The organism is Burkholderia guangdongensis, from assembly GCF_013403875.1.
GTDB classification, from domain to species: Bacteria; Pseudomonadota; Gammaproteobacteria; order Burkholderiales; family Burkholderiaceae; genus Burkholderia; species Burkholderia guangdongensis.
Genome location: NZ_JACBNX010000012.1, coordinates 100,926 through 127,640 on the forward strand (window position 1 = coordinate 100,926; position 26,715 = coordinate 127,640).

At 68.3% G+C, this 26,715-nt stretch carries 25 protein-coding genes and 1 pseudogene; 10 read left to right on the forward strand and 16 right to left on the reverse strand.

Annotated features, from left to right (window positions below; genetic code table 11):
• The first annotated feature begins 11 nt into the window (after nt 1-11).
• Nucleotides 12-299 carry a PAAR domain-containing protein gene (locus tag HZI36_RS13365; protein WP_179403118.1) on the forward strand — a complete coding sequence of 96 codons (288 nt, stop codon included), beginning with the start codon at nt 12-14 and terminating at the stop codon, nt 297-299.
• A gap of 52 nt (nt 300-351) precedes the next feature.
• Here the strand turns inward: HZI36_RS13365 and HZI36_RS13370 are convergent, their stop codons facing one another.
• The 5 genes from HZI36_RS13370 to HZI36_RS13390 form a co-directional block, all read right to left on the reverse strand.
• On the reverse strand, nt 352-1,296 hold the full coding sequence (locus HZI36_RS13370) for an OmpA family protein (RefSeq protein WP_179403119.1): 945 nt from the start codon (nt 1,294-1,296) through the stop codon (nt 352-354).
• Nucleotides 1,297-1,300: 4 nt separating this feature from the next.
• A complete protein-coding gene (gene tagF, locus HZI36_RS13375) occupies nt 1,301-2,290 on the reverse strand; it encodes a type VI secretion system-associated protein TagF (protein WP_179403120.1) in 990 nt (329 codons plus the stop codon).
• Entirely contained in the window at nt 2,287-6,246 is a 3,960-nt protein-coding gene (gene tssM / locus HZI36_RS13380; RefSeq protein WP_179403121.1) for a type VI secretion system membrane subunit TssM, read from the reverse strand. Before tssM ends, tagF begins: the two co-directional genes overlap by 4 nt.
• Nucleotides 6,247-6,372: 126 nt before the next feature.
• A complete protein-coding gene (locus HZI36_RS13385) occupies nt 6,373-6,552 on the reverse strand; it encodes a hypothetical protein (protein WP_179403122.1) in 180 nt (59 codons plus the stop codon).
• 19 nt (nt 6,553-6,571) lie between these two features.
• On the reverse strand, nt 6,572-7,435 hold the full coding sequence (locus tag HZI36_RS13390; RefSeq protein ID WP_179403123.1) for a M15 family metallopeptidase: 864 nt from the start codon (nt 7,433-7,435) through the stop codon (nt 6,572-6,574).
• 119 nt (nt 7,436-7,554) lie between these two features.
• Here HZI36_RS13390 and HZI36_RS13395 point away from each other — a divergent pair, with 119 nt between their 5' ends.
• The 3 genes from HZI36_RS13395 (at nt 7,555) to HZI36_RS13405 (ending at nt 10,824) form a co-directional block, all read left to right on the forward strand.
• Nucleotides 7,555-8,496 carry a phage tail protein gene (locus tag HZI36_RS13395; RefSeq protein WP_179403124.1) on the forward strand — a complete coding sequence of 314 codons (942 nt, stop codon included), beginning with the start codon at nt 7,555-7,557 and terminating at the stop codon, nt 8,494-8,496.
• A 210-nt stretch (nt 8,497-8,706) separates the two neighbouring features.
• Nucleotides 8,707-9,858 carry a methyltransferase gene (locus tag HZI36_RS13400; protein WP_179403125.1) on the forward strand — a complete coding sequence of 384 codons (1,152 nt, stop codon included), beginning with the start codon at nt 8,707-8,709 and terminating at the stop codon, nt 9,856-9,858.
• Between the two features lie 90 nt (nt 9,859-9,948).
• Nucleotides 9,949-10,824, forward strand: a complete 876-nt coding sequence (locus tag HZI36_RS13405) for a class I SAM-dependent methyltransferase (RefSeq protein ID WP_179403126.1) — start codon at nt 9,949-9,951, stop codon at nt 10,822-10,824.
• A 95-nt stretch (nt 10,825-10,919) separates the two neighbouring features.
• Here HZI36_RS13405 and HZI36_RS13410 read toward each other — a convergent pair whose 3' ends face one another.
• Both HZI36_RS13410 and HZI36_RS13415 read right to left on the reverse strand, forming a co-directional pair.
• Nucleotides 10,920-11,492, reverse strand: coding sequence for a DUF1415 domain-containing protein (locus HZI36_RS13410; protein WP_179403127.1), 573 nt, complete (start codon nt 11,490-11,492; stop codon nt 10,920-10,922).
• A 65-nt stretch (nt 11,493-11,557) separates the two neighbouring features.
• Nucleotides 11,558-12,178: a TetR/AcrR family transcriptional regulator gene (locus HZI36_RS13415; protein WP_179403128.1), complete on the reverse strand. Its 621-nt coding sequence runs from the start codon at nt 12,176-12,178 to the stop codon at nt 11,558-11,560.
• A 178-nt stretch (nt 12,179-12,356) separates the two neighbouring features.
• Between HZI36_RS13415 and HZI36_RS13420 the strand changes: the two genes are divergently transcribed.
• The 3 genes from HZI36_RS13420 (at nt 12,357) to HZI36_RS13430 (ending at nt 15,845) form a co-directional block, all read left to right on the forward strand.
• Nucleotides 12,357-13,643, forward strand: a complete 1,287-nt coding sequence (locus HZI36_RS13420; RefSeq protein WP_179403129.1) for an MFS transporter — start codon at nt 12,357-12,359, stop codon at nt 13,641-13,643.
• 141 nt (nt 13,644-13,784) lie between these two features.
• Nucleotides 13,785-14,390, forward strand: coding sequence for a nitroreductase family protein (locus HZI36_RS13425; protein ID WP_179403130.1), 606 nt, complete (start codon nt 13,785-13,787; stop codon nt 14,388-14,390).
• 204 nt (nt 14,391-14,594) lie between these two features.
• On the forward strand, nt 14,595-15,845 hold the full coding sequence (locus HZI36_RS13430; protein ID WP_179403131.1) for an Hsp70 family protein: 1,251 nt from the start codon (nt 14,595-14,597) through the stop codon (nt 15,843-15,845).
• Nucleotides 15,846-15,971: 126 nt separating this feature from the next.
• On the opposite strand, the gene HZI36_RS13435 is transcribed toward HZI36_RS13430, so the two are convergent.
• Together HZI36_RS13435 and HZI36_RS13440 are read right to left on the reverse strand one after the other, a co-directional pair.
• Nucleotides 15,972-16,175 (reverse strand): cold-shock protein, encoded by a 204-nt coding sequence (locus HZI36_RS13435; RefSeq protein ID WP_179403132.1) that lies wholly within the window; start codon nt 16,173-16,175, stop codon nt 15,972-15,974.
• An 11-nt stretch (nt 16,176-16,186) separates the two neighbouring features.
• On the reverse strand, nt 16,187-16,438 hold the full coding sequence (locus tag HZI36_RS13440) for a hypothetical protein (RefSeq protein ID WP_179403133.1): 252 nt from the start codon (nt 16,436-16,438) through the stop codon (nt 16,187-16,189).
• A gap of 158 nt (nt 16,439-16,596) precedes the next feature.
• Here HZI36_RS13440 and HZI36_RS13445 point away from each other — a divergent pair, with 158 nt between their 5' ends.
• On the forward strand, nt 16,597-18,195 hold the full coding sequence (locus HZI36_RS13445) for an amino acid permease (RefSeq protein ID WP_179403134.1): 1,599 nt from the start codon (nt 16,597-16,599) through the stop codon (nt 18,193-18,195).
• A 144-nt stretch (nt 18,196-18,339) separates the two neighbouring features.
• On the opposite strand, the gene HZI36_RS13450 is transcribed toward HZI36_RS13445, so the two are convergent.
• From HZI36_RS13450 to HZI36_RS13480, 7 genes and pseudogenes are all read right to left on the reverse strand, one after another.
• A complete protein-coding gene (locus tag HZI36_RS13450) occupies nt 18,340-19,128 on the reverse strand; it encodes a DODA-type extradiol aromatic ring-opening family dioxygenase (protein ID WP_179403135.1) in 789 nt (262 codons plus the stop codon).
• Nucleotides 19,129-19,251: 123 nt separating this feature from the next.
• Entirely contained in the window at nt 19,252-19,845 is a 594-nt protein-coding gene (locus HZI36_RS13455; protein WP_179403136.1) for a UbiX family flavin prenyltransferase, read from the reverse strand.
• Nucleotides 19,846-19,869: 24 nt separating this feature from the next.
• Nucleotides 19,870-20,181, reverse strand: a complete 312-nt coding sequence (gene grxD, locus HZI36_RS13460; protein ID WP_010092833.1) for a Grx4 family monothiol glutaredoxin — start codon at nt 20,179-20,181, stop codon at nt 19,870-19,872.
• 94 nt (nt 20,182-20,275) lie between these two features.
• Complete coding sequence (prmC, locus tag HZI36_RS13465) at nt 20,276-21,118, reverse strand: peptide chain release factor N(5)-glutamine methyltransferase (RefSeq protein ID WP_179403137.1); 843 nt, start codon at nt 21,116-21,118, stop codon at nt 20,276-20,278.
• Nucleotides 21,119-21,126: 8 nt separating this feature from the next.
• Entirely contained in the window at nt 21,127-22,209 is a 1,083-nt protein-coding gene (gene prfA / locus HZI36_RS13470) for a peptide chain release factor 1 (RefSeq protein ID WP_179403138.1), read from the reverse strand.
• Between the two features lie 79 nt (nt 22,210-22,288).
• Nucleotides 22,289-23,587, reverse strand: coding sequence for a glutamyl-tRNA reductase (gene hemA, locus HZI36_RS13475; RefSeq protein WP_179403139.1), 1,299 nt, complete (start codon nt 23,585-23,587; stop codon nt 22,289-22,291).
• 26 nt (nt 23,588-23,613) lie between these two features.
• Nucleotides 23,614-24,377: pseudogene (locus HZI36_RS13480) on the reverse strand (response regulator transcription factor).
• Between the two features lie 181 nt (nt 24,378-24,558).
• Between HZI36_RS13480 and HZI36_RS13485 the strand changes: the two are divergent.
• Both HZI36_RS13485 and HZI36_RS13490 read left to right on the forward strand, forming a co-directional pair.
• Nucleotides 24,559-24,813 carry a hypothetical protein gene (locus tag HZI36_RS13485; RefSeq protein WP_179403140.1) on the forward strand — a complete coding sequence of 85 codons (255 nt, stop codon included), beginning with the start codon at nt 24,559-24,561 and terminating at the stop codon, nt 24,811-24,813.
• Nucleotides 24,814-24,830: 17 nt separating this feature from the next.
• Nucleotides 24,831-26,648: an aminopeptidase P family protein gene (locus HZI36_RS13490; protein ID WP_179403141.1), complete on the forward strand. Its 1,818-nt coding sequence runs from the start codon at nt 24,831-24,833 to the stop codon at nt 26,646-26,648.
• Nucleotides 26,649-26,715: the final 67 nt, after the last annotated feature.

Here is a 26,715-nt window from a genome sequence, read left to right on the forward strand (position 1 = left end):
GCGAGGACGACATGCGACGCTATGACATCGTGAAGGGTGACACGACGACAGCCGGCGGCCTCGTGCGGGCCGGTGATCGCAGCGACCACATCGGGGCCAGCGAGCAGGCGTACGAGCATGACCCGGTGTGGTGCCCAGTCTGCAAAACGACGGGCAAGATCCAATGCGCCGGCGCCCGGATTTCGAGCACCGGCCCCGATGGGCGCGAGGCCGCATTGAGCGACGATCTTTGCATCTGCCAGTGCTCACCGCCACCGAAACTCGTGGCGTCGCAGTCGGTGTCGTATATCGAGGTCTAAATCAGGGCAACGTGATGCTCAAGAAAGCGACAGGGATCGCGGTAAAGCCCCCTCACTGCCCCACCCGAAACTCGATCCTCCGATTCCTCGCTCTGCCATCCGTCGTATCGTTCGACGCGATCGGCTGATCCGGCCCGACGCCCGTCGTGGTCATCTGCTGCGGCGTGATCCCCTTCGTCACGAGATACCCCTTCACCGCATCCGCGCGCGCCTGGCTCAGTGCGATGTTCGACGCCCGGTTCCCCGAGTTGTCGGTATGCCCGATGATGTCGACGGTCCGGTTCGGCATCTTCACGAGCACGGCCGCCATCTGATCGAGAATCAGCTTCCCCTGCGGCGCCAGCGTCGCGCTCCCGGTCTCGAACTCGATCGTGCGATTCGCGAGCGTCTGGTCGAGCAGCCCCTGTTCCGAAGCCGACACCCGCAGCCCATTGCGAATCGTATAGGTCGGGTTCAGCGCATTCGCCATGTCGCTCGCGATCTGCTGACGCTGCGCTTCGTTGCCGACTTCGCCCTTCATGTCGATCTGCGTGCCGTCGATCTTCAACTGCCCCTTGCTGATCTGCTTCAGCGAAGGCCCGATCAGCTTCTGCACGTTCGTGCTCCAGTTCGGCGGCGTCGCGACGTCGCCGACCTCGATCTGGTCGACCACGTTCGTCGCGCCGTACGTGTCGCGCAGCTTCTGCAGCACCGCGGCCTTGGTCGCCTCGTCGGGCACCTTGCCGCCGGCGACGACCTGTCCCGGCGTCGCGTTCGCGGGCGCCGGCACGTCCGTCGCGGCGGCGCGCGCGGTGCCCTGCACGGCGGCACCCGGCGCGGCCGACGTGCCGACCGAAGCCGGCAGCGCCGCCGCGCGCATCGTCGCGCCGCCGTTGTCGACCGGCATCACCGTCGCGCCGCCGCCGTTGTCCGCAAAGCTCGCGCCGCACGCGGCGACGCCGGCGGCAAAGAGCGCGGCCGCCACCGCCCGGCGCACGAAATCCGAATCCCGACGCATCGCCTCAGCCTCCGATGAACGCTTCGCGGAACGCGTCGATCGCGACGCGCAGCGACAGTTGCGGTTGGTCGAGGTAGCTGACGAGCTTGCTGATCCCATGATCGTTTTGCGCATGTGCGTCGATCCACTCCGGATCGTCGATGTCGATGTTGTGAGCGGCGTAGGTCTGCGGATCGACGACGCTCAGGAGCGTCTTCGCCGACGCGCCGTTGAAGCCGATGATGAGCCGCTCGCGTTCGGCGATCGCGCCGATGAAGATCGCGAGCTCGAAATCGGCCTGCGCGACGAACGGCGCGATCAGCTCGAGCCAGAACGCGGCGACGAGGCTGCGATAGAACGGGTCGACCGGCAGCGGCAGCGTGAGGCCGCGCTCGATGTGCGACGAGCCGCTCTGCATCACCGGGCGCAGCAGCGAGCCGAGCGCGAGCATCGCGCCCTTGAGCCGCACCGGATGTCCGCTCGCGAGCAGCATCTGCTCGAGGCCGTACAGCGACTGGTGCTCGACGAAATCGGCGAACGTGCCGTCGTGCGAGTTGCCGGGGCCGCCGATGTCGATCGGCACCTGCGTGTCGCCGAGCGCCTGCAGCGCGCCGGGCGGCTCGGTCTCGCCGAGCAGCGGCGGCATCTGCGTGGCGACGCGCCCCCACAGCCGCGCGAACGCGAGCGGGCTGCGCGCGAGGAACGCGAGCGGGCGCTCGACTTCGAGCGCGGTCGCCGCGAGGAACGGGAAGCGCCGCTGCGACACGTCGCGGCTCGCCACCATGTGGCCGGCGATCGCGAGCCGGCTGCGCGAGCCGAGGAACGCGAAGTGCATTGGCCGCGCGTCCTCGTAGACGATCTTCCAGCGCGGATCCTCGGCGAGCAGCTCGAGCGCCTGCGCGATCCAGCGGTCGAGCGTCTGCAGTAGCTGCGGGTTGTGCGCGCTCTTCACGAAGTCGCCGCGCGACGGAATCTTGCCGAAGTAGGCGATTTGCGCCTGAACCGTTTGCGTCATTGCATCCCCTGTGCGTTCGATGCGGTGTTGGCCGCGACGGCGGCCGCGCCCGGCTGGGCGGCGGTTGCGTTGACCGCCGCCGCGCCCGCGCTCACGTCGGCGACCGACGACGGCAGCGTCGTCCCGAGCAGACCCTGCTGCTGCGGCGCGTTGCCGCTCGCGGTCGTCGGCTGCGACGTGCTGACGATGCGCATCGTCACCGACACGTTCACGCTGCCCTGCGTCCACGTCAGGTCGAACGTGCCGTCCGGGCGGCGCGTGCGCTTCGCCGAGTTGATCAGCTTCTCGAGGCCGTAGCGGCCCGGCTCGTTGACGAGCTGGAGCGTGCGGCCGTCGAAGGTCGTCGCCGTCAGCGTCGCGCCCGGCGCGCCCTGCGGGTTCGGCCACACGAAGTTCGCCCACTGCGGCGGCGTGTTGCGGTAGCGCAGTTGCTGGCCGTCGATCGCGATCGTGTACTCGGTCGTGCCGGTGCTCGGCTGCGGCAGGATCTGGAACACGGTCTGCGGCTCGGACGCACCGCCGCCCGCGCTGCCCGCCGCCGCGCCGCCCGACAGCGGCGCGACCCAGCGGCCGAAGCTGCCGGTGAAGTCCGGCGTCAGCGCGAGGCCCATGTCGCCCCACGTGCGGGCCGACAGCGTGTCGCCGCGGCGCACCGCGAGCGGCCCGAGCGTCGTGCCGACGAACTTCGCGATCGAGCCGTCCGGGCCGAACGTCTGCGCGATCTCGCTCGCGCCGGCCTCGACCTTCGCGCTCTGCGAGAACGGATACTTGTTCGCGAGCGACGTCTGGAACGGCTGGTAGACCTGCGCGTTCCACACCTTGTTCACCTCGGCGCTCGCCGGCTGGATCACGACTGCGAACGCCTGCATCAGCGGCCGCACGAGCAGCGGGCGCAGCGCCTTGCGTTGCGAATCGGTGAGGCCGGTCAGCATCTGCTCGTCGACGAACTTGAGCGAATCGGCGAGCTCGGAGCCGTTGCCGTCGAGCGTCTGCTGCATCAGCTGGCGCGCGCCGGGGCCCGGATCGCCCTGGTTCTTGATCGTGTTGAAGCGCGTGCGGACCTTCGACAGCGAATCCATGTAGCCGTTGAGCAGCGATCCGCCGTCGTGCTTCGACACGATCCGCGCGAGGCCGACGAACTCCTGGCCGATCGGGCCCATCGGCGCGTCGGGCGCCGGATTGCCGTTGATGTCGATGTTCGCGGCCTGGCCCGCCGGCGAGCGCGAGAACCAGCCCTTGACCCAGCTCACGATCCCCGACTGCGCCTTCTGCAGCGTCTGGCTCGCGAGCGACGGGTTGTCCCACGACGTCTGGTCGTACGCGGTCTCGAGCACTTTGCGGATCGGCGAATCCTGCGGATCGCCGAGGCGGTTCATCCCGTCGACCGCCTGCCCGAAGCTCGTGAAGCCTTGCACGGTGATGCCCTGCATGAACTTCTGCCAGTGCTGCGCGTAGTCGGTCTTGTACATCGCGACGAGCGTCTTCTGGATCTGCTCGGGGCTGCCCTCGAGCGTCAGGTCGTCCTGCGTCGACGTGTTCAGCACCCAGTCCTTCGCCTGCAGCTCCTTCGTCGCGGCATCGCGGATCGCGGGCTGCACGTACTGGAACCACGCGTCGCGCGTGAACGTGCCCGGAATCGCGTAGCTGCCGGCGATCAGGCTCGCGTTGCCGTCGCCGACGATGCGCGCGACCGTCATCGGCGCGAAGCGCGTCGACGCGCGCGCCTTGATCTCTTCATAGACGCGCTGGCGCGCCGGCATCCCGCGCACGACGTGGCGCAGGTTCTCGCGGGTCTGGTCGACGAGCGCGAGGTTCGCGTCGATCATCGGCCAGTCGTTGTCCGACACGCGCGACAGATAGAACGTGATCATCCGCTCGGCGCTCTTGATCATCTCGTCGCGCGGCATGTTGCCGCGATTCGTCTCGAGCCAGCCACGCCAGAAGCGCGCGATCTGGTCGGTCAGGTGCGCCTGCTCGACATGTCGCTTGTCGGACAGCATCAGGTAGGTCTTCAGCGCGTTGTATGCATCCTGGACGTTGGTCGGCGACGCGTCGCTGTAGAGCCCGCCCTGCGGCGCCGCGGCGGCGGCCGCCGCGATCGGCGAGCCCGCCGTGGCCACCGTGCCGGCCGCGCCCGGCGCGGCGTTCGTCGAGACCGGGATCGTGCCCGCCTGCGCGGCGTCGGCCTGCGCGGCGCCCGCTTGCACGGCGCCGGATTCGGGCGCGTGCGTCATCGGCGCGAGCTGGTCCGGATGCGCGTTCACGTCCTTCAGGAACGACGCGAGGTTGTCCGCGACCGGGGCCAGCATGATCTGGCGCACGCCGTTGTAGTACTCGGTCAGCAGATGCTGCTCGAGGCGGTTGCCCTGGTAGAGCCCGAGCGACACGGACAGCGGCTTGTCGCGCCGGAACTGCTCGAGCTGCTCGATGCGGTCTTCCAGGATGTCCATCGCCTGCAGCCGCGACTGCAGATCGTTGCGGTTCTGCTCGAGGCGCGTGATGTTGTCGAGGTCGGCCTGCACGTTCGACACGAGCTGCTGGTTGCCGATCGTCGACCAGGTCCAGCCGCCGAGCGCGAGCGCGAGCGCGGCGACGAAGCCGAAGAACGTCGCGTAGCGCAGCCGCGTCTTCGTCGGGCTCGCGAACTGGCGCACGGTCTGGCGATCCGCGAAGATCACCTTCGAGAACAGGTCGCGCAGGAAGAAGCCGTTCTTCGAGAACGTGCTCGCCGGCTTCGGCAGATCGTTCGCGTTCAGCCCGAAGCGGTGCGCGATGCGCTGCGCGGCCGTGCTGTTCGTCTCGCCTTCCTGCAGCGCGCTCGTGAAGTAGAAGCCGCGGAAGATCGGCTTGTGCTGGAACGGGTTGGTCTCGAACAGCGTCGCGAGGAACGCGCGCAGCGTGGGCTTGATCGTCGAGAACTCGAGCGGGAAGCTGAGCTGCCCCGGCGACAGCAGGTTGCCGCGCGACAGCGAAAGCTGCGCGACGCTGATTTCCTTCAGGCCTTCGTAGAGCTCCTCGAAGCGCTCGTCGAACAGCGCGACGACGTCGCGCTTCTCGTCGGGCTCGTACGGCAGCGTCGCGCCCCACACGCGGTCGTATTCGTGCTTGTCGCTGCTGCTGAAGAATTCGGTGAAGCCGGTGATCAGGTCGGCCTTCGTGAACATCACGTAGACGGGCGCGAACACCTCGAGCTTTTCGGTGAGCTCCTGCACGCGCTGGCGCAGGTTCTTCGCGAGATTGATCGCGAACTCGGGGCGGTTGCCGGTCAGCTCGGCGATGCTCGCGATCACGACGATCCCGTTGATCGGCGCCTTCGGACGGTAGCGCTTCAGCAGGCCGAGGAAGCCGAGCCATTCGGAGCGGTCCTCCTCGTGCACCGAGTAGCGGCCGGCGGTGTCGAGCAGAATCCCCTCGGTCGTGAAGAACCAGTCGCAGTTGCGCGTGCCGCCGATCCCGTGCACCACCGCGTTGTTCTTTTCCGCGAACGGGAACTGCAGGCCGGAATTGAGCACCGCGCTGCTCTTGCCGGCCGCCGGGTTGCCGATCACGATGTACCACGGCAGCTCGTACAGCGCGGAGCCGCCGGATACCTGGCCGATCTTCGACGTCTTGATCGTCTTCACCGCATCGGTGAGCCGCGTGCGGAGCTGGTCGAGGTCGGCGGACTTCGTCGAGCCGGCGGGCACAGTGGCGGCCACGGCGGCCGGCGCGACCTTGCCGGTCTCGGCCTGCTCCTCGAGCACCTCGCCGAGCTGGCGGTTCGCGCGCTTCACGTGCCAGCGCCGCAGCAGCGCGGCGCCGAGCCACAGCACGAGGACCGCCGCGAACGCGACGACGGCCCAGATGAACGGTAACTGCAGCGCATCGGCCGCGATGAAGAGGATCGCCGCGAGCGCGACGATCCCGACGATCGAGAGCGTGCGGGGCTGGGTCAGCACGTTGAGGAGGCGTTGCATAGGACGGTCAGGTTCCGGTGCGATGTCGTTGGAGCGGCGCGTGCGCGTCGAGCGGCAAGCGTGACGCCGCGATGTGTCGGCGTGCGGTCAGTCGAGCCGTCAAGCGGGTGAAAAGCGGCGAGCGCATCAATGCGCCCGCGACGTCGAATGCGGCGCGCGCAATGGCAATAATGAAAGGCTGTCGTGAGATTTAAAACGCGCCCGGCCGGCCGAAAATGCGCGCGGCGTGAAAGCGCCCGGCGGGGATACGCCGCGCCGGAATGCGTTGCCGATGTCGTTTTCTGCCGGGATATTCGTCAGTCCCATGCCGCCCTCATTGCATTATTTACTGTTCGGCCGTCGGGGTTGCGCCACGTCCCAGTTTGAAACCGGGTTTGTGATATTCGACGTGACCGAGGTCTCTCAATTTCCAGCGGCCGCCCCAGGTCAGCCCGACCTGTTCCGCGACTTGCCCGTACAGCTGATAACCCCGCATGGCCCAAGGATCTTTTTCGCTAATGACCAGCTTGCCGTCGCGCAAAAACGCGTTGTCGGCCGCCAGCCCGTATTGGTGGTAGCTCTGGAACGCCGCCGCATTGGTGACGCTGCCGCCCATTTGCGCGAGACGGTTTTGCCGTTCCGGGCTTCGATAACCTTCCAGAAGCGCCATGTCATAACCGTACTGCTCATGCATGATCTTGTAGACGAGCAGCAGGCGCGTGCGGAAATCCGGATCGAGCAGATTCCAGTCGCGGCTCGCGTCCTTCAGCGCGGGCCGCACCTGCTCGACTTCCCGGGTGGCAAAGACTTCCGGCGGCAGCGGCGCGGGCGGCACGAGCTGCTCGCCCTGCAGCAGGGCGGCGATTTTCTCGTCAGGCACGCGGGCCGTGTCGTCGTATTGAAATAATTGCCTGCCGCGCAATGCAATCGCGACCAATGGAGGCGTCGCAAGAATACCCGCGGAGACCATAATCAGCAAGCGTCGCCTGATCAGTAAATCTTGCGCGTCGCTTATCGCATTTCTGGAAAATGTTGCCGATTTAACAATCTGACTGCGCGTGCGCGCGGCGCGATTCGATGCGCGGCGCGTAAGGCGGCCGTGAAACCGGGCGGCGGACTCCATTACCGTTGCGCGCACGCCCGGTAATAGCAGCATCGCGGCTGCCGCGACCGCGACGGCGAAATAGGCGACGAGTGCAACGGCAATCAAGGAAAACCTCGGAATATGGAATCGATTGTGTTTTGCAATGCTTACTCTTAGAATCAGGCCTGCTCGCGGGCCGGGCTATATTATCGCGGCGAATTAAACCAGGATTCAATGAGAGCTGAATGAGTGCGCCGGAAAATTCAAATTCGAAAACTCCGCCAAGCCTGTTGTCCGACGTCAAACAGCAGGCAGGCGGTGCGCAACCCGCGCGAATTCTCGCCAATCTCGAAGGGCGCGTAACGCCACCCGCGGAAGCGCCGCGCCGGTCGAAGGCGCCGCTTGCGGCCGTGATCGCGCTCGTCGCGGTCGCCGCCGGCGGCTGGGGCGTGTGGCAGTGGCAACAGCAGGCGGACGAGCATCCGGCGGCGGTCGCCGCCGCGTCCGCGCAGCCGGCCGCGAAGGCCGGCGCCGTGAGCGGAGGTGCCGTGCAGGTCGCGCAGAATGCGGCGTCCGCGGCGTCCGCGCCGCAACCGGCGACGATCGTCAACGACGAGAGCGCGGCGAAGGCCGCCGGCGCATCGGGCGCGGACGAGAATCGCCTGTCGCGCGCACTCGCGAGCGGCGCGGTCGACGAGCCGGGCTCGGCGCCCGCCGCAGCCGCACCTGCCGCAGCCGCACCTGCCGCAGCCGCGCCGGCCGCGGTTGCGAAGGCCGAGACGGCGAAGGGCGGCACGAAGCTCGCCGCGCGCGGCAAGGCGGAGACGAAAGCCGACGCCGCCCGCGCGAAGGCCGACGCGGCCCGCAAGCACCGGACGCAGCAGCTCGAGCTCGCGCAGGCGAAGAAGCGTCATGACGCGAGCGCGCGGCAGCCGGGCGCGAAGGACGATCCGGATGCGGACCTGCTCGAAGCGCTCGTCGCGCGCACCCGGCCGGCCGATGCGAAGAGCCGCGCGGTGCCGGTATCGGCGAAGGCCGCCGGCACGACCCTCGCTGCGCGCGTGAAGGATTGCGGGACGCGCGGTTTCTTCGAGGATCAGCTGTGCCGCTGGCGCGTGTGCGACGGCCACTGGGGCACGGACCCCGCGTGCCCGGCCACGCAGCAGCACTCGCCGCAACAGCAGTGACGCCGTTGCGCCGGGCCGCCTTCGGGCGGCGCGGCGCCCCGTCTCCCGCCTTCTCCTTATTTCCTCGTCTCCCCGGTTGAAGATCGTGCGCGGCGCCGTTCGGCCCGCGCCATGCGCCGACGCCCCGCTTTGCCGCGCCGCTCAAAGCGCGGTAAGGTGTCGTCCGCGCGGCGCGTGTGCCGCGTTCTCCGTCAACCGTTCAGGGCTCGCGTGACCGACTTCCCCGTTTTCCACTGGACCGACGCCGCCGGCGCCGATCATGCGGTGCGCTGGCGCTCCGAAGCCGGCGTCGCGCCGCCGAAGCGCGCGGTGCCCGCCGACGACCGGATCAGCGCCGACACCGCGTATCGCCTCGCGAGCGAGGGCACCGCGCTCGTCTGGCAGGGCGATTTCCAGAACGCGCGCCAGCTCGTGCAGGCGCTCGCGCGCCGCGTCGACCGCCGGCCGAAGAAATCGAAGGACGCATCCGGCGTCGACGCGTTCAACCTGCACCGCCTCGCGCAGTCGCAGCGCGCGCGCACGCTCGGCATGCTGCTGATTCCGCTCGACGCCGATTACGCGATTGCGCTGCGCCGCGCGCCCGACGTGCGCGCCGCGTGCGAAGAGGCGTACGGCCCGGGCGGCGAAGCGTCGGTCGTGTCGCTGCGCGAGCTGCTCGGGCTCGTCGGCGCGCACGAATGGCGCAAGAAGGGTGTGCCGATCCCGGCACTCGGCGGCGCGTCGATCCATCCGCATTACGGCGTGTTCTCGCCGGTGCGCGGCGAATACATCGAGCTCGTCGCGCGCGCGCCATTGCCTGCCGGAACGCTCGGCACGGTCGACTCGCTCGCGTTCGACGTCGGCACCGGCACCGGCGTGCTCGCGGCGGTGCTCGCGTCGCGCGGCGTGAAGCGCGTCGTCGCGACCGACCAGGATCCGCGCGCGCTCGCGTGTGCGCGAGAGAACCTCGAGCGGCTCGGTTACGCGGCGCAGGTCGACGTCGTCGACGCCGATCTGTTTCCGGACGGCCGCGCGCCGCTCGTCGTCTGCAATCCACCGTGGGTGCCGGCGCGGCCGAGTTCGCCGATCGAGTACGCGGTCTACGATCCCGACAGCCGGATGCTGCGCGGCTTCCTCGCGGGGCTCGCCGCGCATCTGGCGCCGGGCGGCGAGGGCTGGCTGATCCTGTCCGATTTCGCCGAGCATCTCGGGCTGCGCACGCGCGACGCGCTGCTGAAGCTGATCGACGATGCGGGCCTCGTCGTGCTCGGCCGCGACGACATCCGGCCCGCGCATCCGAAGGCGTCCGACGCGACCGATCCGCTGCACCAGGCGCGGCGCGCCGAAGTGACGTCGCTGTGGCGGCTCGGGGCGCGCGGCTGACCGCGCGTTTCGGTAAACTGGCGCCATTCCCACGTTTTTTCGTCGCGGGGCCGCGCGCATCGACCGCGCGCGGCCCGGCGGCGCCTCACGATGTCGACCAAGACCTACGAAATCCGCCCCGAACAGTCGCTCGAGCTGCTGAAGGAGCTGCACATCCTCACGCGCGACGGCAAGATGAACCAGGACAGCCGCCGCAAGCTGAAGCAGGTCTACCACCTGTATCAGTTCATCGAGCCGCTGCTCGCGAGCGTGCACGCGGAGCAGGGCGGCGTGACGCTCGTCGATCACGGCGCGGGCAAGTCGTATCTCGGCTTCATCCTGTATGACCTGTTCTTCAAGCAGCAGCCGTCGGCTACTTCGCATATCTACGGGATCGAGACGCGCGAGGAACTCGTCGCGCGCTCGGCCGGGCTCGCCGCGCGTCTCGGCTTCGCCGGGATGTCATTCCTGAACCTGTCGGTCGCCGATTCGATCACGTCGCCGACGCTGCCGGAGACGGTCGACGTCGTCACCGCGCTTCATGCGTGCGACACCGCGACCGACGATGCGATCCGCTTCGCGCTCGCGAAGCGCGCGCGCCATATCGTGCTCGTGCCGTGCTGCCAGGCGGAGGTCGCGGGCGTGCTGCGCCGGAACAAGGGCAAATCGCTCGCGAGCGCGCTGACCGAGGTGTGGCGGCATCCGCTGCACACGCGCGAGTTCGGCAGCCAGATCACGAACGTGCTGCGCTGCCTGCAGCTCGAGGCGCACGGCTATCAGGTCAGCGTGACCGAGCTCGTCGGCTGGGAGCATTCGATGAAGAACGAGCTGATCGTCGCGCAGTACAAGAATCTGCCGCGCGCACGGCCGAGCGAGCGGCTGAACGAAATCCTCGCGATGTTCGGGCTCGCGGAACTGCACGAGCGGTTCTTCGTGCCGGGCGGTGCGCAGGCGGCCGATGCGCCGGCTGCGCCGGTCGCCGATTGACGGCTCGGGGCGCGCGCCGGCCGGCCTGATCGGCTATGCCTGGCCGGCCGTATCTAGCCGGCCGTATCTAGCCGGCTGCACCTAGCCGGCCGCACCTATACTTCGTCACCCGGACGATTCATCCACTCACGAAAGCCGTCGTGCCCGAGGCGGCGCAGCGTGTCCTGATTCCGCTCATAGATGTCGGACGCGTCCGGGAACGCATCGACCGCGCGCGCGATGCTGTCCTCGCGCAGCAGATGCAGGATCGGATACGGCGCCCGGTTCGTATAGTTCTCGATGTCGTCGGGCGCCGTGCCGTCGAACTGGTACCGCGGATGGAAGCTCGCGATCTGCAGCACGCCTTCGAGCCCGAGCTGCCGCACGAGCCCGTCCGCAAAGAACAGCGCGTCGTTGTAATCGAGAAAATCCGCGAGCGCGTTCGGCAGAATCAGCAGCGTCGTGTCGATCCGCTGCGGATCGGCGGCGTTGAGCAGCCGTAGCTCGGCTTCGAGAGCGGCGAGCGCATCTTCGAGCGTTGTCGCGTCGCTGATCGCGTAGCGCACCTGATCCTTCACGTAGACGCTCTTCGCGAACGGGCACAGATTGAGCCCGATCACCGCGCGCGCGAGCCAGTGCCGGGTGGTGGCGAGGATGTCGTCGTGCGAGGCGGGGGGCGTGTCGGACATGGCGGAGCGAATGCGGAAAAATTGGGGGAGGAAAGACGAAAGGCGGCGAGCGCGCGGCCGCCGCTTCACGCGCAGGCCGCGTCGACGAGCTGCCGGACGAGCGCCGGCGCGGTGCCGATCGGCGTCGCGCCGTGCCGGTAAGTCTGGCTCGCCGCGTAGATGCCTTCGATCACGAGCGCGAGCGAATCGGCGAGCATCTGTGGATCTCGCGCGTGGGCGCCATGGGCGAGCTCGACGAGCCGTGCCATCAGCCGCGCCTTGTTCTGCGCGACGCGCTCGCGCGCCGGGTGCGACGCGTCCGGAAACTCCGTCGCGACGTTCACGAACGGGCAGCCGCGATAGTCCTTCTGCGTCGCGCGCTCGGCGAGATCGACGAAATACTGGGTCAGCTGCGCCTTCGGATCGCCCGGATGCTTCGCGACGCTCGCGTCGAAGCGCTCGAAGAAGCACGCATCCATCCGATCCAGATACGCGAGGATCAGGTCGTCCTTCGACGAGAACTGCCGATACAGGCTCATCTTGTTGACGCCCGCGAGCTCGACGACGGCCTCGACGCCGACCGCGCGCACGCCTTCCCGATAAAACAGCTCCTCGGCGGCGCGCAGCAGATGCTCTTGCGCGGTCGCGCCCGCGATCGGTCGTCGCGCGCGGCGCGGCGCGGGTTTGACGGCCTCGATGCCGGACATATTGCCCTCGACGACGAAATGGATTGCTTGACATGTTACCGATTGGTCACTACGATCGCAACACAATTGTGACCGGTCGGTAACAATGCGGCCGATTCGAAGATCGACGAATGCCAAGCGTCAGCCCGGGCCGGCCGATGCGGTGTGCGGCGCGGGCGGCCTCCCTGGAGAACACGACATGAACTGGGCAGTGCAACGAATCGGCGGGCGCTTCCACTACGGATGGCTCGCCGCGGCGGTGGTTTTTCTGATCCTGCTGGCCGCGGCCGGCACGCGGGCGACGCCGAGCGTGCTGATGGTGCCGCTCGAGCACGAGCTCGGCTGGAGCCGCGCGGCGATCTCGCTCGCGATCTCGGTGAACATCGCGCTGTATGGGCTGACCGGACCGTTCGCGGCCGCCGCGATGCAGCGTTTCGGGCTGAGGCCGACGATCCTGACCGCGCTCGCGACGATGTGCGCGGGCGTCGCGTTGTCGTCGATGATGACCGCGAGCTGGCAGATGGTGCTGATCTGGGGCGTGCTGGTCGGCAGCTCGACGGGCGTCGTCGCGCTGACGCTGTCCGCGACGTTCGTCACGCGCTGGTTCCACGCGCGGCGCGGCCTCGTGATGGGCATCCTGACCGCGAGCAGCGCAACCGGCCAGCTCGTGTTCCTGCCGATGCTTGCGGCGATCGCGCAGCGGCACGGCTGGAAGCCGGTCGTGCTCGTCGTCGCGCTCGCGGCGGCGATCGTGATTCCGCTCGTCGCGCTGCTGCTGCCCGAGCGTCCGGCGGACGTGCAACTACGCCCGTACGGCGAGCCGGCCGGCGCGTCGCCCGCCGCCGACACGACGCAGGAGAACCCGCTGAAGGTCGCGCTGCGCACGCTGGTGCGCGCGAGCCGCGTGCGCGATTTCTGGCTGCTGTTCTTCAGCTTCTTCATCTGCGGCGCGAGCACGAACGGCTACATCGGCACGCACCTGATCGCGATGTGCAGCGATTACGGGATGACCGAAGTGCAGGGCGCGTCGCTGCTCGCCGCGATGGGCGTGTTCGATCTGTTCGGCACGACGATGTCCGGCTGGCTGTCGGACCGCTACGACAGCCGCGTGCTGCTGTTCTGGTACTACGGGCTGCGCGGACTGTCGCTGATCTACCTGCCGCACGCGTTCGGCATCGACTTCTTCGGGCTGCCGCTGTTCGCGATGTTCTACGGCCTCGACTGGATCGCGACCGTGCCGCCGACCGTGCGGCTCGCGACCGACGTGTTCGGCAAGGCGGCCGCGCCGGTCGTGTTCGGCTGGATCGTCGCGGGCCATCAGCTTGGCGCGGCGTTCGCGGCGCTCGGCGCCGGCATGCTGCGCGCGAGCCTCGGCACGTACACGGTCGCGTCGATGATCTCCGGCGGGCTGTGCATCGCCGGTTCGCTGATCGTGCTGCGGATCAATCGCGGGCCCGCGCGCGTCGCGCCGCCGCAGGCGCTTTGACGATGCGCTGACGGCGGCCGGGGCCGGGGTGGCGTGCTCCGGCTTCGCGCGCGGCGCAATCCGGCAAGCGCGCCGTCGAGCAGGTATCCTTGCGGTTCGTCGGGCGTTCGCGCCCCTTCATCGATGTCAGCGAGGATTCGCATGTCCGTCAAACCTGCTCCCACCACTGTTTCGATCCATGAACTGATCGCGGGCCGCTGGAGCCCGCGCGCGTATTCGAACGCGCCGATCGACGCCGCGCATCTGCACGCGGTGCTCGAGGCGGCGCGCTGGGCGCCGTCCGCGTACAACGCGCAGCCGTGGCGCTTCATCGTGTTCGACCGCACGCGGGACGAAGAGGCATTCAAGCGCGCGTTCGCGACGCTCGTGCCGTTCAATCAGGGCTGGAACGCGCCGGCGCCGGTGCTGATCGCGGTGACCGCGCACACGCTGAACGCGAAGGGCGAGCCCGCGCCGACCGCGCTGTACGACGCGGGCGCCGCCGCGATGTCGCTCGTGCTGCAGGCGCACGCGCTCGGCCTCGCCGCGCACCAGATGAGCGGTTTCGACCCGAAGGCGTTCCGCGACGCGTTCAGGATTCCGGCCGACGTCGAGATTCCGGCACTGATTTCGCTCGGCCACTACGGCGACGCGGACAAGCTCGATCCGGTGCTGCGCGATCGCGAGAAGGCGCCGCGCACGCGTCATCCGCTCGGCGAGGTCGTGTACGCGGGCGCGTGGAAGAACGGCTACTCGGCGGCCGCCTGACAGCCGGCGGCCGGCGCGCGCATGCCGCGCGGCCGGACGCGCATTTGGCTGAACATTTGCCTGCGCATTCGGCTGCGCATTGGACTGTGATATGACCCCATCGAGCCCGCCCATCCGCGACCGCTTGCGCCGGTTGTGATCGCGCGGGCTTCGTGATACAAAGCCGGTCCCTTCCGTTTTCGCGCCGGCCAGGCGGTTCCTGCGATGACTTTCTGCGCGATCGATTTCGGCACGTCCAATTCCGCGGTGGCGCTGCCGCACGGCGAGCGCATGCGGCTCGCGCCCGTCGAGGGCGATCACCTGACGCTGCCCACCGCGATTTTCTTCAACAACGACGAGAACACGCGCGAATACGGCCGCGCGGCGCTCGCGTCGTACATCGACGGCTTCGACGGCCGGCTGATGCGCTCGATGAAGAGCATTCTCGGCTCGCCGCTCGCGGAGACGACGACCGATCTCGGCGACGGCACCGGAATCGCGTACACCGACGTGATCGCGCAGTTCCTGCGGCACCTGAAGCAGAAGGCCGAGACGTGCGCGGGCGCGCCGATCGGCCGGGCGGTGCTCGGCCGCCCGGTGTTTTTCGTCGACGACGATCCGCGCGCCGACCAGCTCGCCGAAACGCAGCTCGAGGCCGCCGCGCGGTCGGTCGGCTTCACCGACGTGCATTTCCAGTACGAGCCGATCGCGGCCGCGTTCGACTACGAGTCGCGCCAGACCGACGAGCGGCTCGTGCTCGTCGCGGACATCGGCGGCGGCACGTCCGATTTCTCGCTCGTGCGCGTCGGCCCGCAGCGGATGCGCGAGCTGTCGCGCAAGGGCGACGTGCTCGCGCATCACGGCGTGCACGTCGCCGGCACGGATTACGACCGGCGCGTCGAGCTGTCGTCGATCATGCCCGCATTCGGCTATCGCGCGCTCGATCCGGAAGGCCGCGAGTTGCCGAACCGGATCTACTTCGATCTCGCGACCTGGCACCTGATCAACACCGTCTACACGCCGAAGCGGCTCGGCGAGCTGAAGCTGATGCGGCATCTGTACGTCGACGCGCGGCAATTCGAGCGGCTGTTGAGTGTCGTCGAGCAGCGTTTCGGGCATGCGCTGATGGCGCGCGCGGAGGAGGCGAAGATCGGCGTCGCGGCGGGCGGGCAGACGCTGATCGACCTGAACGACGTCGAGGAGGATCTGCAGCTCGCGTTCGACGCGGCCCAGCTGATCGAGGCGAGTGTCGACGACACCGCGCGGATCGTCGACGCGGCGCGCGAGACGGTGCGGCTCGCGGGCATCGCGCCGCGCGAGGTCGGCGCGCTGTATTTCACCGGCGGCTCGACCGGGCTCGCGTTCCTGTCGGGCGCGCTCGCGGATGCGTTTCCGGATGCGCAGCCGGTATTCGGCGATCGGCTCGCGAGCGTCGCGACCGGGCTCGGGATTCACGCGCAGCGACTGTTCGGCTGAGCGCGCGCAGGTCATTAATCGGAATAATCGGGCAATTGGGTATCCGGGTATCCGGATATCGAGCCCGAAAAAAGAAAAACCCCGCCGAGGCGGGGTTTTTCCATCAGACGAAACCGTGCGCTGGAATTACAGCGGGCGGATGTTCGCGGCTTGCAGACCCTTCGGGCCCGTCTTGACGTCGAACTCGACCTTCTGGTTTTCCTGCAGCGTCTTGAAACCTTCGACACGGATTTCAGAGAAGTGCGCGAACAGATCGTCGCCGCCGCCTTCCGGGGTGATGAAGCCGAAGCCCTTTGCGTCATTGAACCACTTGACGGTACCGGTTGCCATGTTACTTGTTCCTAAAAAAAATAAAACGGGCCAAAGCCCAAGGGTGCATGAAAATCAAGGAAGGGGTAATAGGGACCAACCGGAGTACCGTTGATGGGCGAACTACGAAAGACCACTTCACTCGCCGCTTGAAATCCTGCGCCAGTCTTTATACGGCGAAAGCCTGGGCCGGTCAACCGGATTTCTTTCAATTCAGGGTTATTGCCGAGCCTTTCACTTACAAGCCTTGCAGCGAGCGCCAATTTTTTGTAGGGGGAGAACAATTTCGCCGCCAATCCCGAAGGTCAAACGTTAAACTACGCGCCGCGCGGACTGGCTGCCCCGATCGGGTGGTCAGTCCCCCCAAGAACGCATGCGTGGTGCCATTCGAGCCGATCCCGAATGGCGGGCCGACCCTGCTTTTTGAGACACAGGAGAAGATGTGAACAGTTCTATTCAACGGAACATCGGTCCGATGGCCCTGATGCTGACCGGGCTCGGTTCGATTATCGGTTCGGGCTGGTTGTTCGGAGCCTGGAAGGCCGCCAAGATCGCCGGTCCGGCCGCGATCTGCGCGTGGATCATCGGGGCCGTCGTGATTCTCGCGATCGCGCTCACCTATGCCGAGCTCGGCGCGATGTTCCCCGAGTCCGGCGGCATGGTCCGCTATGCGCGCTACTCGCACGGCTCGCTCGTCGGCTTCATCAGCGCGTGGGCGAACTGGATCGCGATCGTGTCGGTGATCCCGATCGAAGCGGAAGCGTCGATCCAGTACATGAGCACCTGGCCCTACCCGTGGGCGCACGCGCTGTTCGTGAACGGATCGCTGACGACACCCGGGCTGCTGCTGTCCGCCGTGCTCGTCGTCATCTACTTCATGCTGAACTACTGGGGCGTCGCGCTGTTCGCGCGCGCCAACACGACGATCACGGTCTTCAAGTTCCTGATCCCGGGCCTGACGATCCTCGGCCTGATGCTGACGAGCTTCCACCCCGGGAACCTCGGCACCGCGACGAGCGAGACCTTCGCGCCGTACGGCTGGTCGGCGGTGCTGACCGCGGTCGCGACGAGCGGCATCGTGTTCGCGTTCAACGGCTTCCAGAGCCCGGTGAACCTCGCGGGCGAGGCGCGCAATCCGACGAAGAGCGTGCCGTTCGCGGTGATCACGTCGATCCTGATCGCGCTGGTGATCTACGTGCTGCTGCAGACGGCGTACATCGGCGCGGTGAATCCGGCCGACGTCGCGCGCGGCTGGAAGATGTTCGACTTCAAGTCGCCGTTCGCCGAGCTCGCGATCGCGCTGAACCTGAACTGGCTCGCGTTCCTGCTGTACGTCGACGCGTTCATCAGCCCGAGCGGCACCGGCACCACGTACATGGCGACGACGACCCGGATGATCTACGCGATGGAGCGCAACAACACGATGCCGAAGTTCTTCGGCAACGTGCACCCGATCTACGGCGTGCCGCGCCAGGCGATGTGGTTCAACCTGCTCGTGTCGTTCATCTTCCTGTTCTTCTTCCGTGGCTGGAGCTCGCTCGCGGCGGTGATCTCGGTCGCGACCGTGATCTCGTACCTGACGGGCCCGATCAGCCTGATGGCGCTGCGCCGCACGGCGACCGACCTCGATCGTCCGCTGTCGATTCCCGGAATGAAGCTGATCGCGCCGTTCGCGTTCGTCTGCGCGTCGCTGATCCTGTATTGGGCGAAGTGGCCGCTGACGGGCGAGATCATCCTGCTGATGATCGTCGCGCTGCCGGTCTACTTCTACTTCCAGGGCAAGGCAGGCTGGGGCGGCTGGGGCGAGGACCTGAAGGCCGCGTGGTGGCTCGTCGCGTATCTGCCGGTGATGGCGGTGCTGTCGCTGATCGGCAGCAAGCAGTTCGGCGGCGCGGGCGTGCTGCCGTACGGCTGGGACATGGTTATCGTCGCGGTGATCGCACTCGGGTTCTACTTCTGGGGCGCTAACAGCGGCTACCGGACGCAGTATCTCGACGAGCGTGAAACGCACGACGAGATCCTCGAAGGGATCGGCGCCTGACGCCGCGCGCTTCGCCCGTCGCCGATCGGCGGCGGCAGGCGAGGCGGCAAGGAAGTGGCAAAACAGAAAGCCCGCTCGAGCTTCGGCTCGGCGGGCTTTCTGTTTTTCGGGGCGCTCGGGACGCGCGGGGCGCGCCGCGCTCGCTCAGGCCGCGCGGTCGAACACGTAGTTCGTCATCGCGAGCATGCGCTGGTAGGTGCCGAGCGACTGGATGCCGAGCCGGTAATCGTCGTCGGCCGCGCCGAGCGCCGCGAAGACCGGCAGCAGATGCTCGTCGGTCGGGTGCATCAGCACCGCGTGCGGCGCCTGTCGGCGGTAGTCGAGCAGCGCGTCGACGTCGCGCGCGGCGAGCTTCTCTTCAAACCAGTCGGTGAATTCGGTCACGCGCGGATCGGCGTCTTCCGGCGCCGCGTCGAAATCGGCCGCGCGCAGGTTGTGCGTGATCTGGCCCGAGCCGATCACCATCACGCCGTCGTCGCGGAGCGGCCGTAGCGCGCGGCCGAGCTGAAAGTGGTGCGCGGCGTCCGCGCGCGGCTGGATCGACAACTGCGCGACCGGCACGTCGGCGCCCGGGAACATCAGCAGCATCGGCACCCACGCGCCGTGGTCGAGGCCGTGCTCGTGCGTCGCGGTCGTGATGCCGGCCGCGTTCAGCAACTCGGCCGCGCGTTCGGCGACGTCCGGCGCGCCCGGCGCCGGGTACTGGATTTCGTACAGCGCGCGCGGGAAGCCGTAAAAATCGTGGATCGTCTCCGGATGCCGGGCGACGCTCGCGACCGGCTGCAGCGTGCCCCAGTGCGCGGACAGCATCAGCACCGCGCGCGGGCGCGGCAGCTCGGCGCCGAGGTGCGTGAACGCACCGGACGGCAGCGTCGGATCGATCGGCAGCGTCGGCGCGCCGTGGGACAGATAGAGAGAGGGCAGGCGGTTCATCGCGAAAATTCGGCTCGAGAGGTTCGTGACGACGACTATAGGCGCGTACTCACCGTTGATAAACCGGCTTCATGGAATTTAATTCGATCCTGTCTGTTGGTAATCGGGCGAGGGCGAAGCCGATTACGCGTGCCGCAAGCCTTCCCAGGGCGTCGTCAGCGGCGCGCTGAGCGCGAACAGGTCGAGCACGCGCGTGACGGTCTGGTCGACCAGTTCGCCGATCGTCTGCGGCATCGCATAGAACGCCGGCAGCGGCGGGAAGATGATGCCGCCCATTTCGGTCACGGCGGTCATGTTGCGCAGATGCGCGAGGTTGAGCGGTGTTTCGCGCACGAGCAGCACGAGGCGGCGGCGCTCCTTCAGCGTGACGTCGGCCGCGCGCGTGATCAGGTTGTCGGACAACCCGTGCGCGATGCTCGCGAGCGTCTTCATCGAGCACGGCGCGACGACCATCCCGTCGGTCGCGAACGAGCCGGACGCGATCGTCGCGCCGACGTCGCGCACCGAATGCACGACGTCCGCACGGCCTTCGACGTCGGCCTTCGACAGTTGCAGTTCGTGCTGGACGTTGAGCCAGCCGGCGCTCGAGATCAGCAGATGCGTCTCGACGCCGCCGGCGGCGCGCAGCATGTCGAGCAGCCGCACGCCGTAGATCGCGCCCGTTGCGCCGGTGATCGCGACGATCAGCCGGCGCGGCGGCGCGCTGCGGGAAGTCATCGGAGCGAAAGGCGTGAAAGTCGCTTAAGCGGCGGCGAACAGCTGTTGCAGCTCGCCCGACTGGTACATCTCCATCATGATGTCCGAGCCGCCGACGAATTCGCCCTTCACGTAGAGCTGCGGGATCGTCGGCCAGTTCGAGAATTCCTTGATGCCCTGGCGGATCTCTTCGTCCTCGAGCACGTTGACCGTCTTGAACTGATCGACGCCGCAGGCCTTCAGCACCTGCACCGCGCGGCCGGAGAAGCCGCACATCGGGAATTGCGCGGTGCCCTTCATGAAGAGCACGACCTGGTTTTCGTCGACGATTTGCTTGATTCGTTGTTGGGTGTCCATGACTGACCTTGCATGTAAATGGCGAGCGGGTAGACCGAAATGATAGCGGATTTCGACCGCGCAGGCCGGGCGCGGGCCGGGCGAGAGCGGCGGCTCAGGCGGGCAGGCGGCCGCCCGTCGTGCGCTCGATCGACGCGAGGTCGGTCAGCGACTCGACCTCGGTGAAGCCGCGCGCGGCGAGGAGCGCGCGCACGGCGTCGGCCTGGTCGTAGCCGTGCTCGATCCACAGCGTGCCGCCCGGTTTCAGGTACAGGCTCGCGCCCGCGACGATCACGCGGATCGCGGTCAGTCCGTCGTCGTCGTCGGTCAGCGCGCCGCGCGGCTCGAAGCGCAGATCGCCCTGCGACAGGTGCGGATCGTCGTGCGCGATATACGGCGGGTTGCTGACGATCGCGTCGAACGCGAGCGCCGTATCGAGCGTCGTGTACCAGTCGCTCTGCAGCCATTGCAGCGGGCCGCCCGGGCGATGCGCGTCGAGCAGCTTCGCCGCGTTGCGCCGCGCGAGCGCGAGCGCGGCGGCCGAGCGGTCGAGCGCCCACACGCGCGCATCGGGCCGCTCCGCGGCGATCGACACCGCAATCGCGCCGCTGCCGGTGCCGAGATCGAGCACCGCCGGGTGCGGGATCCCGTCGATCGCATCGAGCGCCGCCTCGACGAGCAGCTCGGTCTCCGGGCGGGGGATCAGCACGTCCGGCGTCACGTCGAACGATCGGCCGAAGAACTCGCGCGCGCCGACCAGCTGCGCGACCGGCTCGCCGGCGCCGCGCCGCGCTTCCAGCGCGAGGAAGCGGTCGACGGCGGCCGTGTCGAGCGGCTCGTCGCCGCGCGTGATCAGCTGCGTGCGGGTCCAGCCGAGCGCGTGCGCGAGCAGGATCCGCGCGTCGACCGGATCCAGCGGCGACGCACGCAACAGTTCGATCGCGGTCGTGGCGGCCATCACGAGCCTCATTCAGTGTCGCCGAGCGACGCGAGCAACTCGGCCTGATGCTCGCTGACGAGCGCGGCGATCAGCTCGTGGATGTCGCCGTCCATGATCGCCTCGAGCTTGTACAGCGTCAGGTTGATCCGGTGATCGGTCATCCGGCCCTGCGGGAAGTTGTACGTGCGGATCCGCTCGGAACGGTCGCCGGAGCCGATCAGGCTCTTGCGCGTCGCCGCTTCCTTCGCGTGCTGCTCGTGATACTGCTTGTCCTTGATCCGCGCGGCGAGCACCTTCAGCGCGCGGTCCTTGTTCTTGTGCTGCGAGCGGTCGTCCTGGCACTCGACGACGATTCCCGTGGGAATGTGCGTAACGCGCACCGCCGAATCGGTCTTGTTGATGTGTTGGCCGCCCGCGCCCGACGCGCGGAACGTGTCGATCCGCAGGTCGGCCGGATTGATCGCGACCTCGGCGATCTCGTCGGCTTCCGGCATCACTGCGACCGTGCACGCGGACGTGTGGATCCGGCCCTGCGTCTCGGTCGCCGGCACGCGCTGCACGCGATGGCCGCCCGACTCGAACTTGAGCCGCGAATAGGCGCCCTGGCCCGCGATCCGCACGATCACCTCCTTGAAGCCGCCGAGATCCGACGCGCTCTCCGACATCATCTCGACCTGCCAGCGCTGCCGCTCCGCGTAGCGCAGATACATCCGCAGCAGATCGCCCGCGAACAGCGCCGACTCGTCGCCGCCGGCGCCCGCGCGGATTTCGAGAAAGATGTTGCGGTCGTCGTTCGGATCCTTCGGCAGCAGCATCTTCTGCAGCTCGGTCTCGAGGCGCGTCATCCGCTCGCGCGCGGCCCCGATCTCGTCCTCGGCGAAGTCGCGCATCGATGCGTCGCCGAGCAGTTCCTGCGCGGCCGCCTCGTCGTCGAGGGCCTGGCGCCACAGCGCGTAATGCCCGACGAGCGGTTCCAGCTCAGCATGCTCGCGCGTGAGCTTGCGGTACTGGTCGAGGTCGGCCGTGACGTTCTCGCGGCTCAGCAGATCGTTCAGTTCGGCCAGTCGGCTTGCGAGCTGGTCGAGCTTGCGTTGCATGCTCGTCTTCATGATGTGGAGCGTAGCTCCCGGGCAAGGATTCGGAAAGGGACAGCCGGCGGCGCGCGCCGGCAGGGCGGGGAGGGCGGCGCTAGTGGCCGGACTGATCGTTCGAGCGTGGCGCGTGCTGGTAGAAGCCGCGCATCAGGTCGATCAGCGAATCGCGATCGGCGCCGTTCGCGCGGTTCAGCGCGCTCGTCGGGCCGTGAATCAGCTTGTTCGTCAGCGCCTGCGACAGCGCCTCGAGCACCGCAGCCGGATCGTCGCCGCGCGCGAGCATCTTCTGCGCCCGGTCGACTTCCACGCGGCGCAGCGCGTCGGCCTGCGTGTGCATGTGGCGGATCACCGGCACGACGCTGCGCGTGTCGAGCCACTGCATGAAACCCTGCACGCGCGTTTCGATGATCGCCTCCGCCTGCGCGACGGCCGCCTGGCGTGACGCGTGGCCCTCGCGGACGATCGCGCCGAGATCGTCGACCGTGTACAGGAACACGTCCTTCAGCTTGCCGACCTCGGGCTCGATGTCGCGCGGCACCGCGAGATCGACCATGAACACCGGCCGGTGGCGGCGCGCCTTGATCGCGCGCTCGACCGCGCCGAGGCCGATGATCGGCAGCGTCGACGCGGTGCACGACACGATGATGTCGAACTCGTGCATGCGCGTCGTCAGATCGGCGAGCGGCATCGCGCGGCCGTTGAAGCGCTCCGCGAGCTTCTGGCCGCGCTCTGCCGTGCGGTTCGCGACGACGAGCTCGCGCGGGCGTTGCGCGGCGAAGTGCGTCGCGCACAGTTCGATCATCTCGCCGGCGCCGATGAACAGCACGCGCTGATCGGACACCTTTTCGAAGATCCGCTGCGCGAGCCGGACCGAGGCGGCGGCCATCGACACCGACTGCGCGCCGATCTCGGTCGTGCCCCGCACTTCCTTCGCGACCGCGAACGTGCGCTGGAACAGCTGGTTCAGGTAGGTGCCGAGCGCGCCGGCCTCGGACGCGGTGCGCACCGCGTCCTTCAACTGGCCGAGGATCTGCGTTTCGCCGAGCACCATCGAATCGAGGCCCGACGCGACGCGGAATGCGTGCCGGACCGCTTCGGACTGCGGCAGCGCATACACGTGCGGTGCGAGCTCGTCGACGGGGATCCGGTGATAATCGGACAGCCAGCGCAGCGCGGCGTCGCGCGCGGCGCGGTCGTCGGTCGCGCAGTAGAGCTCGGTGCGATTGCACGTCGACAGGATCGCCGCTTCGGGCGTGTTCGGCGCCTGCGGGCCGAGAAAGACGTTCTGCAGCGTGACGAGAGCGGGCTTGATCTGTTCGAGCGGAAACGCCACGCGTTCGCGCAGAGCGACTGGCGCAGTGTGGTGGTTGATTCCGATCGTGAGGAGTTGCATATCAAGGGCTATCGTTGAGCCTCGTATTATAGCGTTTCGGCGGCTGCGTCACCGCTGGCGTGCCGGCCGCCGGCGGCGCGGCGAGCTCCAGCGGGGGCTCGACCGGCACGCGGTCGAGCTGGTAGCCGTAGCCGTAAAGGGGCACGAGCCGGTAGCCGCGCTCGGGCATCAGCCGCAGCTTGCTGCGCAGGCGCGACGCGTGCGTGTCGACCGTGCGCGAGCGCTTGCCGTCGCGCGAATTGACCCAGACCGTCTCGAAGATGTGCGTGCGCGACACGGGCCGCGACAGATTCGCGAACAGCAGCACAGCGAAGCGGAACTCCTTCGGCGTCAGCGACACGATCTCGGCGTCGAAGCGGACCACGTAATGCGTCGAATCGAACGCATACTCGCCGAACAGGTGGCGCGACCGGTGCGGTGGCCGCTGGACGCCCGCGCGCCGGATCAGCGCGTTCACGCGCGCGAGCAGTTCCGGGCCGCGCACCGGCTTCAGCACGCAGTCGTCGGCGCCTGCGTGCAGGCACGACACGATCTCGCTTTCGCGCGGCAGCGTCATCGTCACGATCGCGGGCAGGCCCGGCAGGATCTCGCGCGCCTTCGGAATCACCGATTCGGCCGGCAGGTCGCCGGCCCAGCTGTCGACGATCAGCAGGTCGCAGGTATGGACCGAGAGCCACTCGAGGAACGGTGCGCTCGCCGGGAACGGGTGGCACAGATGCCCCCCGGCGAACAGAAGTCGGTCCATCAGCGCGGTGTGGCGCGCATCCTTGTCGATCAGAGCGATTCGCATGGTTCTGTTTCTGTCCGGCGGCCGGCGCCCCGCTTGCCATAACGTCGGGTCGGCCCCTACACTCGAACGTTACGCGGTCAGCACCCGGCCGGTCCTGCTGGGTTGAACGGAAGGACCATGCTAGCCGCGCGAATCGTTCACGCCTATGGGACGAGTCTGAAATTGCGAAAGAGGGCGTCGAATGAACTGGTTTGGAATCGTCGTCCTGGGAGCGACCGTCGGATGGCTCGGCGGATGGCTGCATCCGATGCGCCGCGCGGGCCGGCCCGCGTGGTGGGTCGCGGTGCTCGCCGGCATCGCGGGCGCCGCCGTGGCCAGAATGGCTGGCAACCTCTCGGGACTCTTTTACGACGGCGGGACGCTCGAATGGCCGGTGTGCACCGGCATCGCGTTGGCCGCCGTGGCCGCGACGGTCGCGCTGGCGGCCCGTCGCTGATCGTTTCAGGTGAAATCATGAATGCCCGTCTTCCCGAAGACCCGTCGGCGCCCGCCCGCGTCGCGCTGTTGCGCGGCGCGATGGCCCGCGAGGGTCTGGCCGCCTATCTCGTGCCGTCCGCCGATCCGCATCTGTCCGAATATCTGCCCGAGCGCTGGCAGGCGCGCCGCTGGCTGTCCGGCTTCACCGGCTCGGTCGGCACGCTCGTCATCACCGCCGATTTCGCGGGGCTGTGGGTCGACAGCCGCTATTGGGTGCAGGCCGAGGCCGAGCTCGCCGGCAGCGGCGTGCAGCTGATGAAGATGACGGGCGGCCAGCAGAGCGCGCCGCACGTCGACTGGCTCGCGCAGAACGTGAGCGCCGGCGAAACGGTCGGCGTCGACGGCGCGGTGCTCGGCGTCGCGGCCGCGCGCGTGCTGCGCGACGCGCTGACCGCGTGCGGGGTCGCGTTGCGCACCGATCTCGATCTGCTCGACGCGATCTGGCCCGAGCGGCCCGCGCTGCCCGACGCGGCCGTGTTCGAGCACGTCGCGCCGCAGGCCGACGCGACGCGCCGCGCGAAGCTCGACGAGATCCGCCGCGCGATGCAGGCGCGCGGCGCGCAGTGGCACTTCGTGTCGACGCTCGACGATCTCGCGTGGATCTTCAACCTGCGCGGCGCCGACGTCAGCTACAACCCGGTGTTCGTCGCGCACGCGCTGATCGGCGCCGAGCGCGCGACGCTGTTCGTCGCCGACGGCAAGGTGCCGCCCGCGCTCGCCGCGTCGCTCGCGCAGGACGGCGTCGACGTGCGGCCCTATGACGCGGCGCGCGCGGCGCTCGCCGCGCTGCCGGATGGCGCGACGCTGTTGATCGATCCGCGCCGCATGACGTTCGGCACGCTCGAGGCGGTGCCGGCCGGCGTGGCGCTCGTCGAAGCGGTCAACCCGTCGACGTTCGCGAAGTCGCGCAAGACGCCCGCCGAGATCGAGCACGTGCGCGTGACGATGGAGCACGACGGCGTCGCGCTCGCCGAATTCTTCGCGTGGTTCGAGCAGGCGGTGAACCGCGACGCGATCACCGAGCTGACGATCGACGACAAGCTGACGGCCGCGCGCGCGCGCCGCCCCGGCTACGTGTCGCCGAGTTTCGCGACGATCGCCGGTTTCAACGCGAACGGCGCGATGCCGCACTACCACGCGACGCCGGAATCGCACGCGCCGATCGCCGGCGACGGGCTGCTGCTGATCGATTCGGGCGGCCAGTACCTCGGCGGCACGACCGACATCACGCGCGTCGTGCCGGTCGGCAAGCCGAGCGACGCGCAGCGGCGCGACTTCACGATCGTGCTGAAGGCGATGATGGCGCTGTCGCGCGCGCGCTTTCCGCGCGGGGTCCGCTCGCCGATGCTCGACGCGATCGCGCGCGCGCCGATGTGGGCCGCGGGGCTCGACTACGGGCACGGCACCGGCCACGGCGTCGGCTACTTCCTGAACGTGCACGAAGGCCCGCAGGTGATCTCGCACTACGCGCCGGCCGAGCCGCACACCGCGATGGAAGAGGGGATGATCACGTCGATCGAGCCGGGCGTGTACCGGCCGGGCCAGTGGGGGATCCGCATCGAGAACCTCGTGCTGAACCGCGCGGCCGGGCAGACCGAGTTCGGCGACTTCCTCGCGTTCGAGACGCTGACGCTGTGCCCGATCGACACGCGCTGCGTGCTGATCGAGCTGCTGCACGACGACGAGCGCGCGTGGCTGAACACCTATCACGCGATGGTGCGCGAGCGCGTCGGCCGGCATCTCGCCGACGGCGACGCGAAGGCGTGGCTCGTCGCGCGCACGCAGCCGATCTGATGGACGGTCGGTGCGCGGCGCGGCTGCGCGAGCTTGGCGTGCTCGAATGAAAAAAGCGGGCATCGCG

Bases quoted from the DNA above. Each gene is read 5' to 3' on its own strand.
- HZI36_RS13365 (WP_179403118.1), top strand. From the start codon at position 12: ATGCGACGCTATGACATCGTGAAGGGTGACACGACGACAGCCGGCGGC.
- HZI36_RS13370 (WP_179403119.1), bottom strand. From the start codon at position 1,296: ATGCGTCGGGATTCGGATTTCGTGCGCCGGGCGGTGGCGGCCGCGCTC.
- tagF (WP_179403120.1), bottom strand. From the start codon at position 2,290: ATGACGCAAACGGTTCAGGCGCAAATCGCCTACTTCGGCAAGATTCCG.
- tssM (WP_179403121.1), bottom strand. From the start codon at position 6,246: ATGCAACGCCTCCTCAACGTGCTGACCCAGCCCCGCACGCTCTCGATC.
- HZI36_RS13385 (WP_179403122.1), bottom strand. From the start codon at position 6,552: ATGGGACTGACGAATATCCCGGCAGAAAACGACATCGGCAACGCATTC.
- HZI36_RS13395 (WP_179403124.1), top strand. From the start codon at position 7,555: ATGAGTGCGCCGGAAAATTCAAATTCGAAAACTCCGCCAAGCCTGTTG.
- HZI36_RS13405 (WP_179403126.1), top strand. From the start codon at position 9,949: ATGTCGACCAAGACCTACGAAATCCGCCCCGAACAGTCGCTCGAGCTG.
- HZI36_RS13410 (WP_179403127.1), bottom strand. From the start codon at position 11,492: ATGTCCGACACGCCCCCCGCCTCGCACGACGACATCCTCGCCACCACC.
- HZI36_RS13415 (WP_179403128.1), bottom strand. From the start codon at position 12,178: ATGTCCGGCATCGAGGCCGTCAAACCCGCGCCGCGCCGCGCGCGACGA.
- HZI36_RS13420 (WP_179403129.1), top strand. From the start codon at position 12,357: ATGAACTGGGCAGTGCAACGAATCGGCGGGCGCTTCCACTACGGATGG.
- HZI36_RS13425 (WP_179403130.1), top strand. From the start codon at position 13,785: ATGTCCGTCAAACCTGCTCCCACCACTGTTTCGATCCATGAACTGATC.
- HZI36_RS13430 (WP_179403131.1), top strand. From the start codon at position 14,595: ATGACTTTCTGCGCGATCGATTTCGGCACGTCCAATTCCGCGGTGGCG.
- HZI36_RS13435 (WP_179403132.1), bottom strand. From the start codon at position 16,175: ATGGCAACCGGTACCGTCAAGTGGTTCAATGACGCAAAGGGCTTCGGC.
- HZI36_RS13450 (WP_179403135.1), bottom strand. From the start codon at position 19,128: ATGAACCGCCTGCCCTCTCTCTATCTGTCCCACGGCGCGCCGACGCTG.
- HZI36_RS13455 (WP_179403136.1), bottom strand. From the start codon at position 19,845: ATGACTTCCCGCAGCGCGCCGCCGCGCCGGCTGATCGTCGCGATCACC.
- grxD (WP_010092833.1), bottom strand. From the start codon at position 20,181: ATGGACACCCAACAACGAATCAAGCAAATCGTCGACGAAAACCAGGTC.
- prmC (WP_179403137.1), bottom strand. From the start codon at position 21,118: ATGGCCGCCACGACCGCGATCGAACTGTTGCGTGCGTCGCCGCTGGAT.
- prfA (WP_179403138.1), bottom strand. From the start codon at position 22,209: ATGAAGACGAGCATGCAACGCAAGCTCGACCAGCTCGCAAGCCGACTG.
- hemA (WP_179403139.1), bottom strand. From the start codon at position 23,587: ATGCAACTCCTCACGATCGGAATCAACCACCACACTGCGCCAGTCGCT.
- HZI36_RS13485 (WP_179403140.1), top strand. From the start codon at position 24,559: ATGAACTGGTTTGGAATCGTCGTCCTGGGAGCGACCGTCGGATGGCTC.
- HZI36_RS13490 (WP_179403141.1), top strand. From the start codon at position 24,831: ATGAATGCCCGTCTTCCCGAAGACCCGTCGGCGCCCGCCCGCGTCGCG.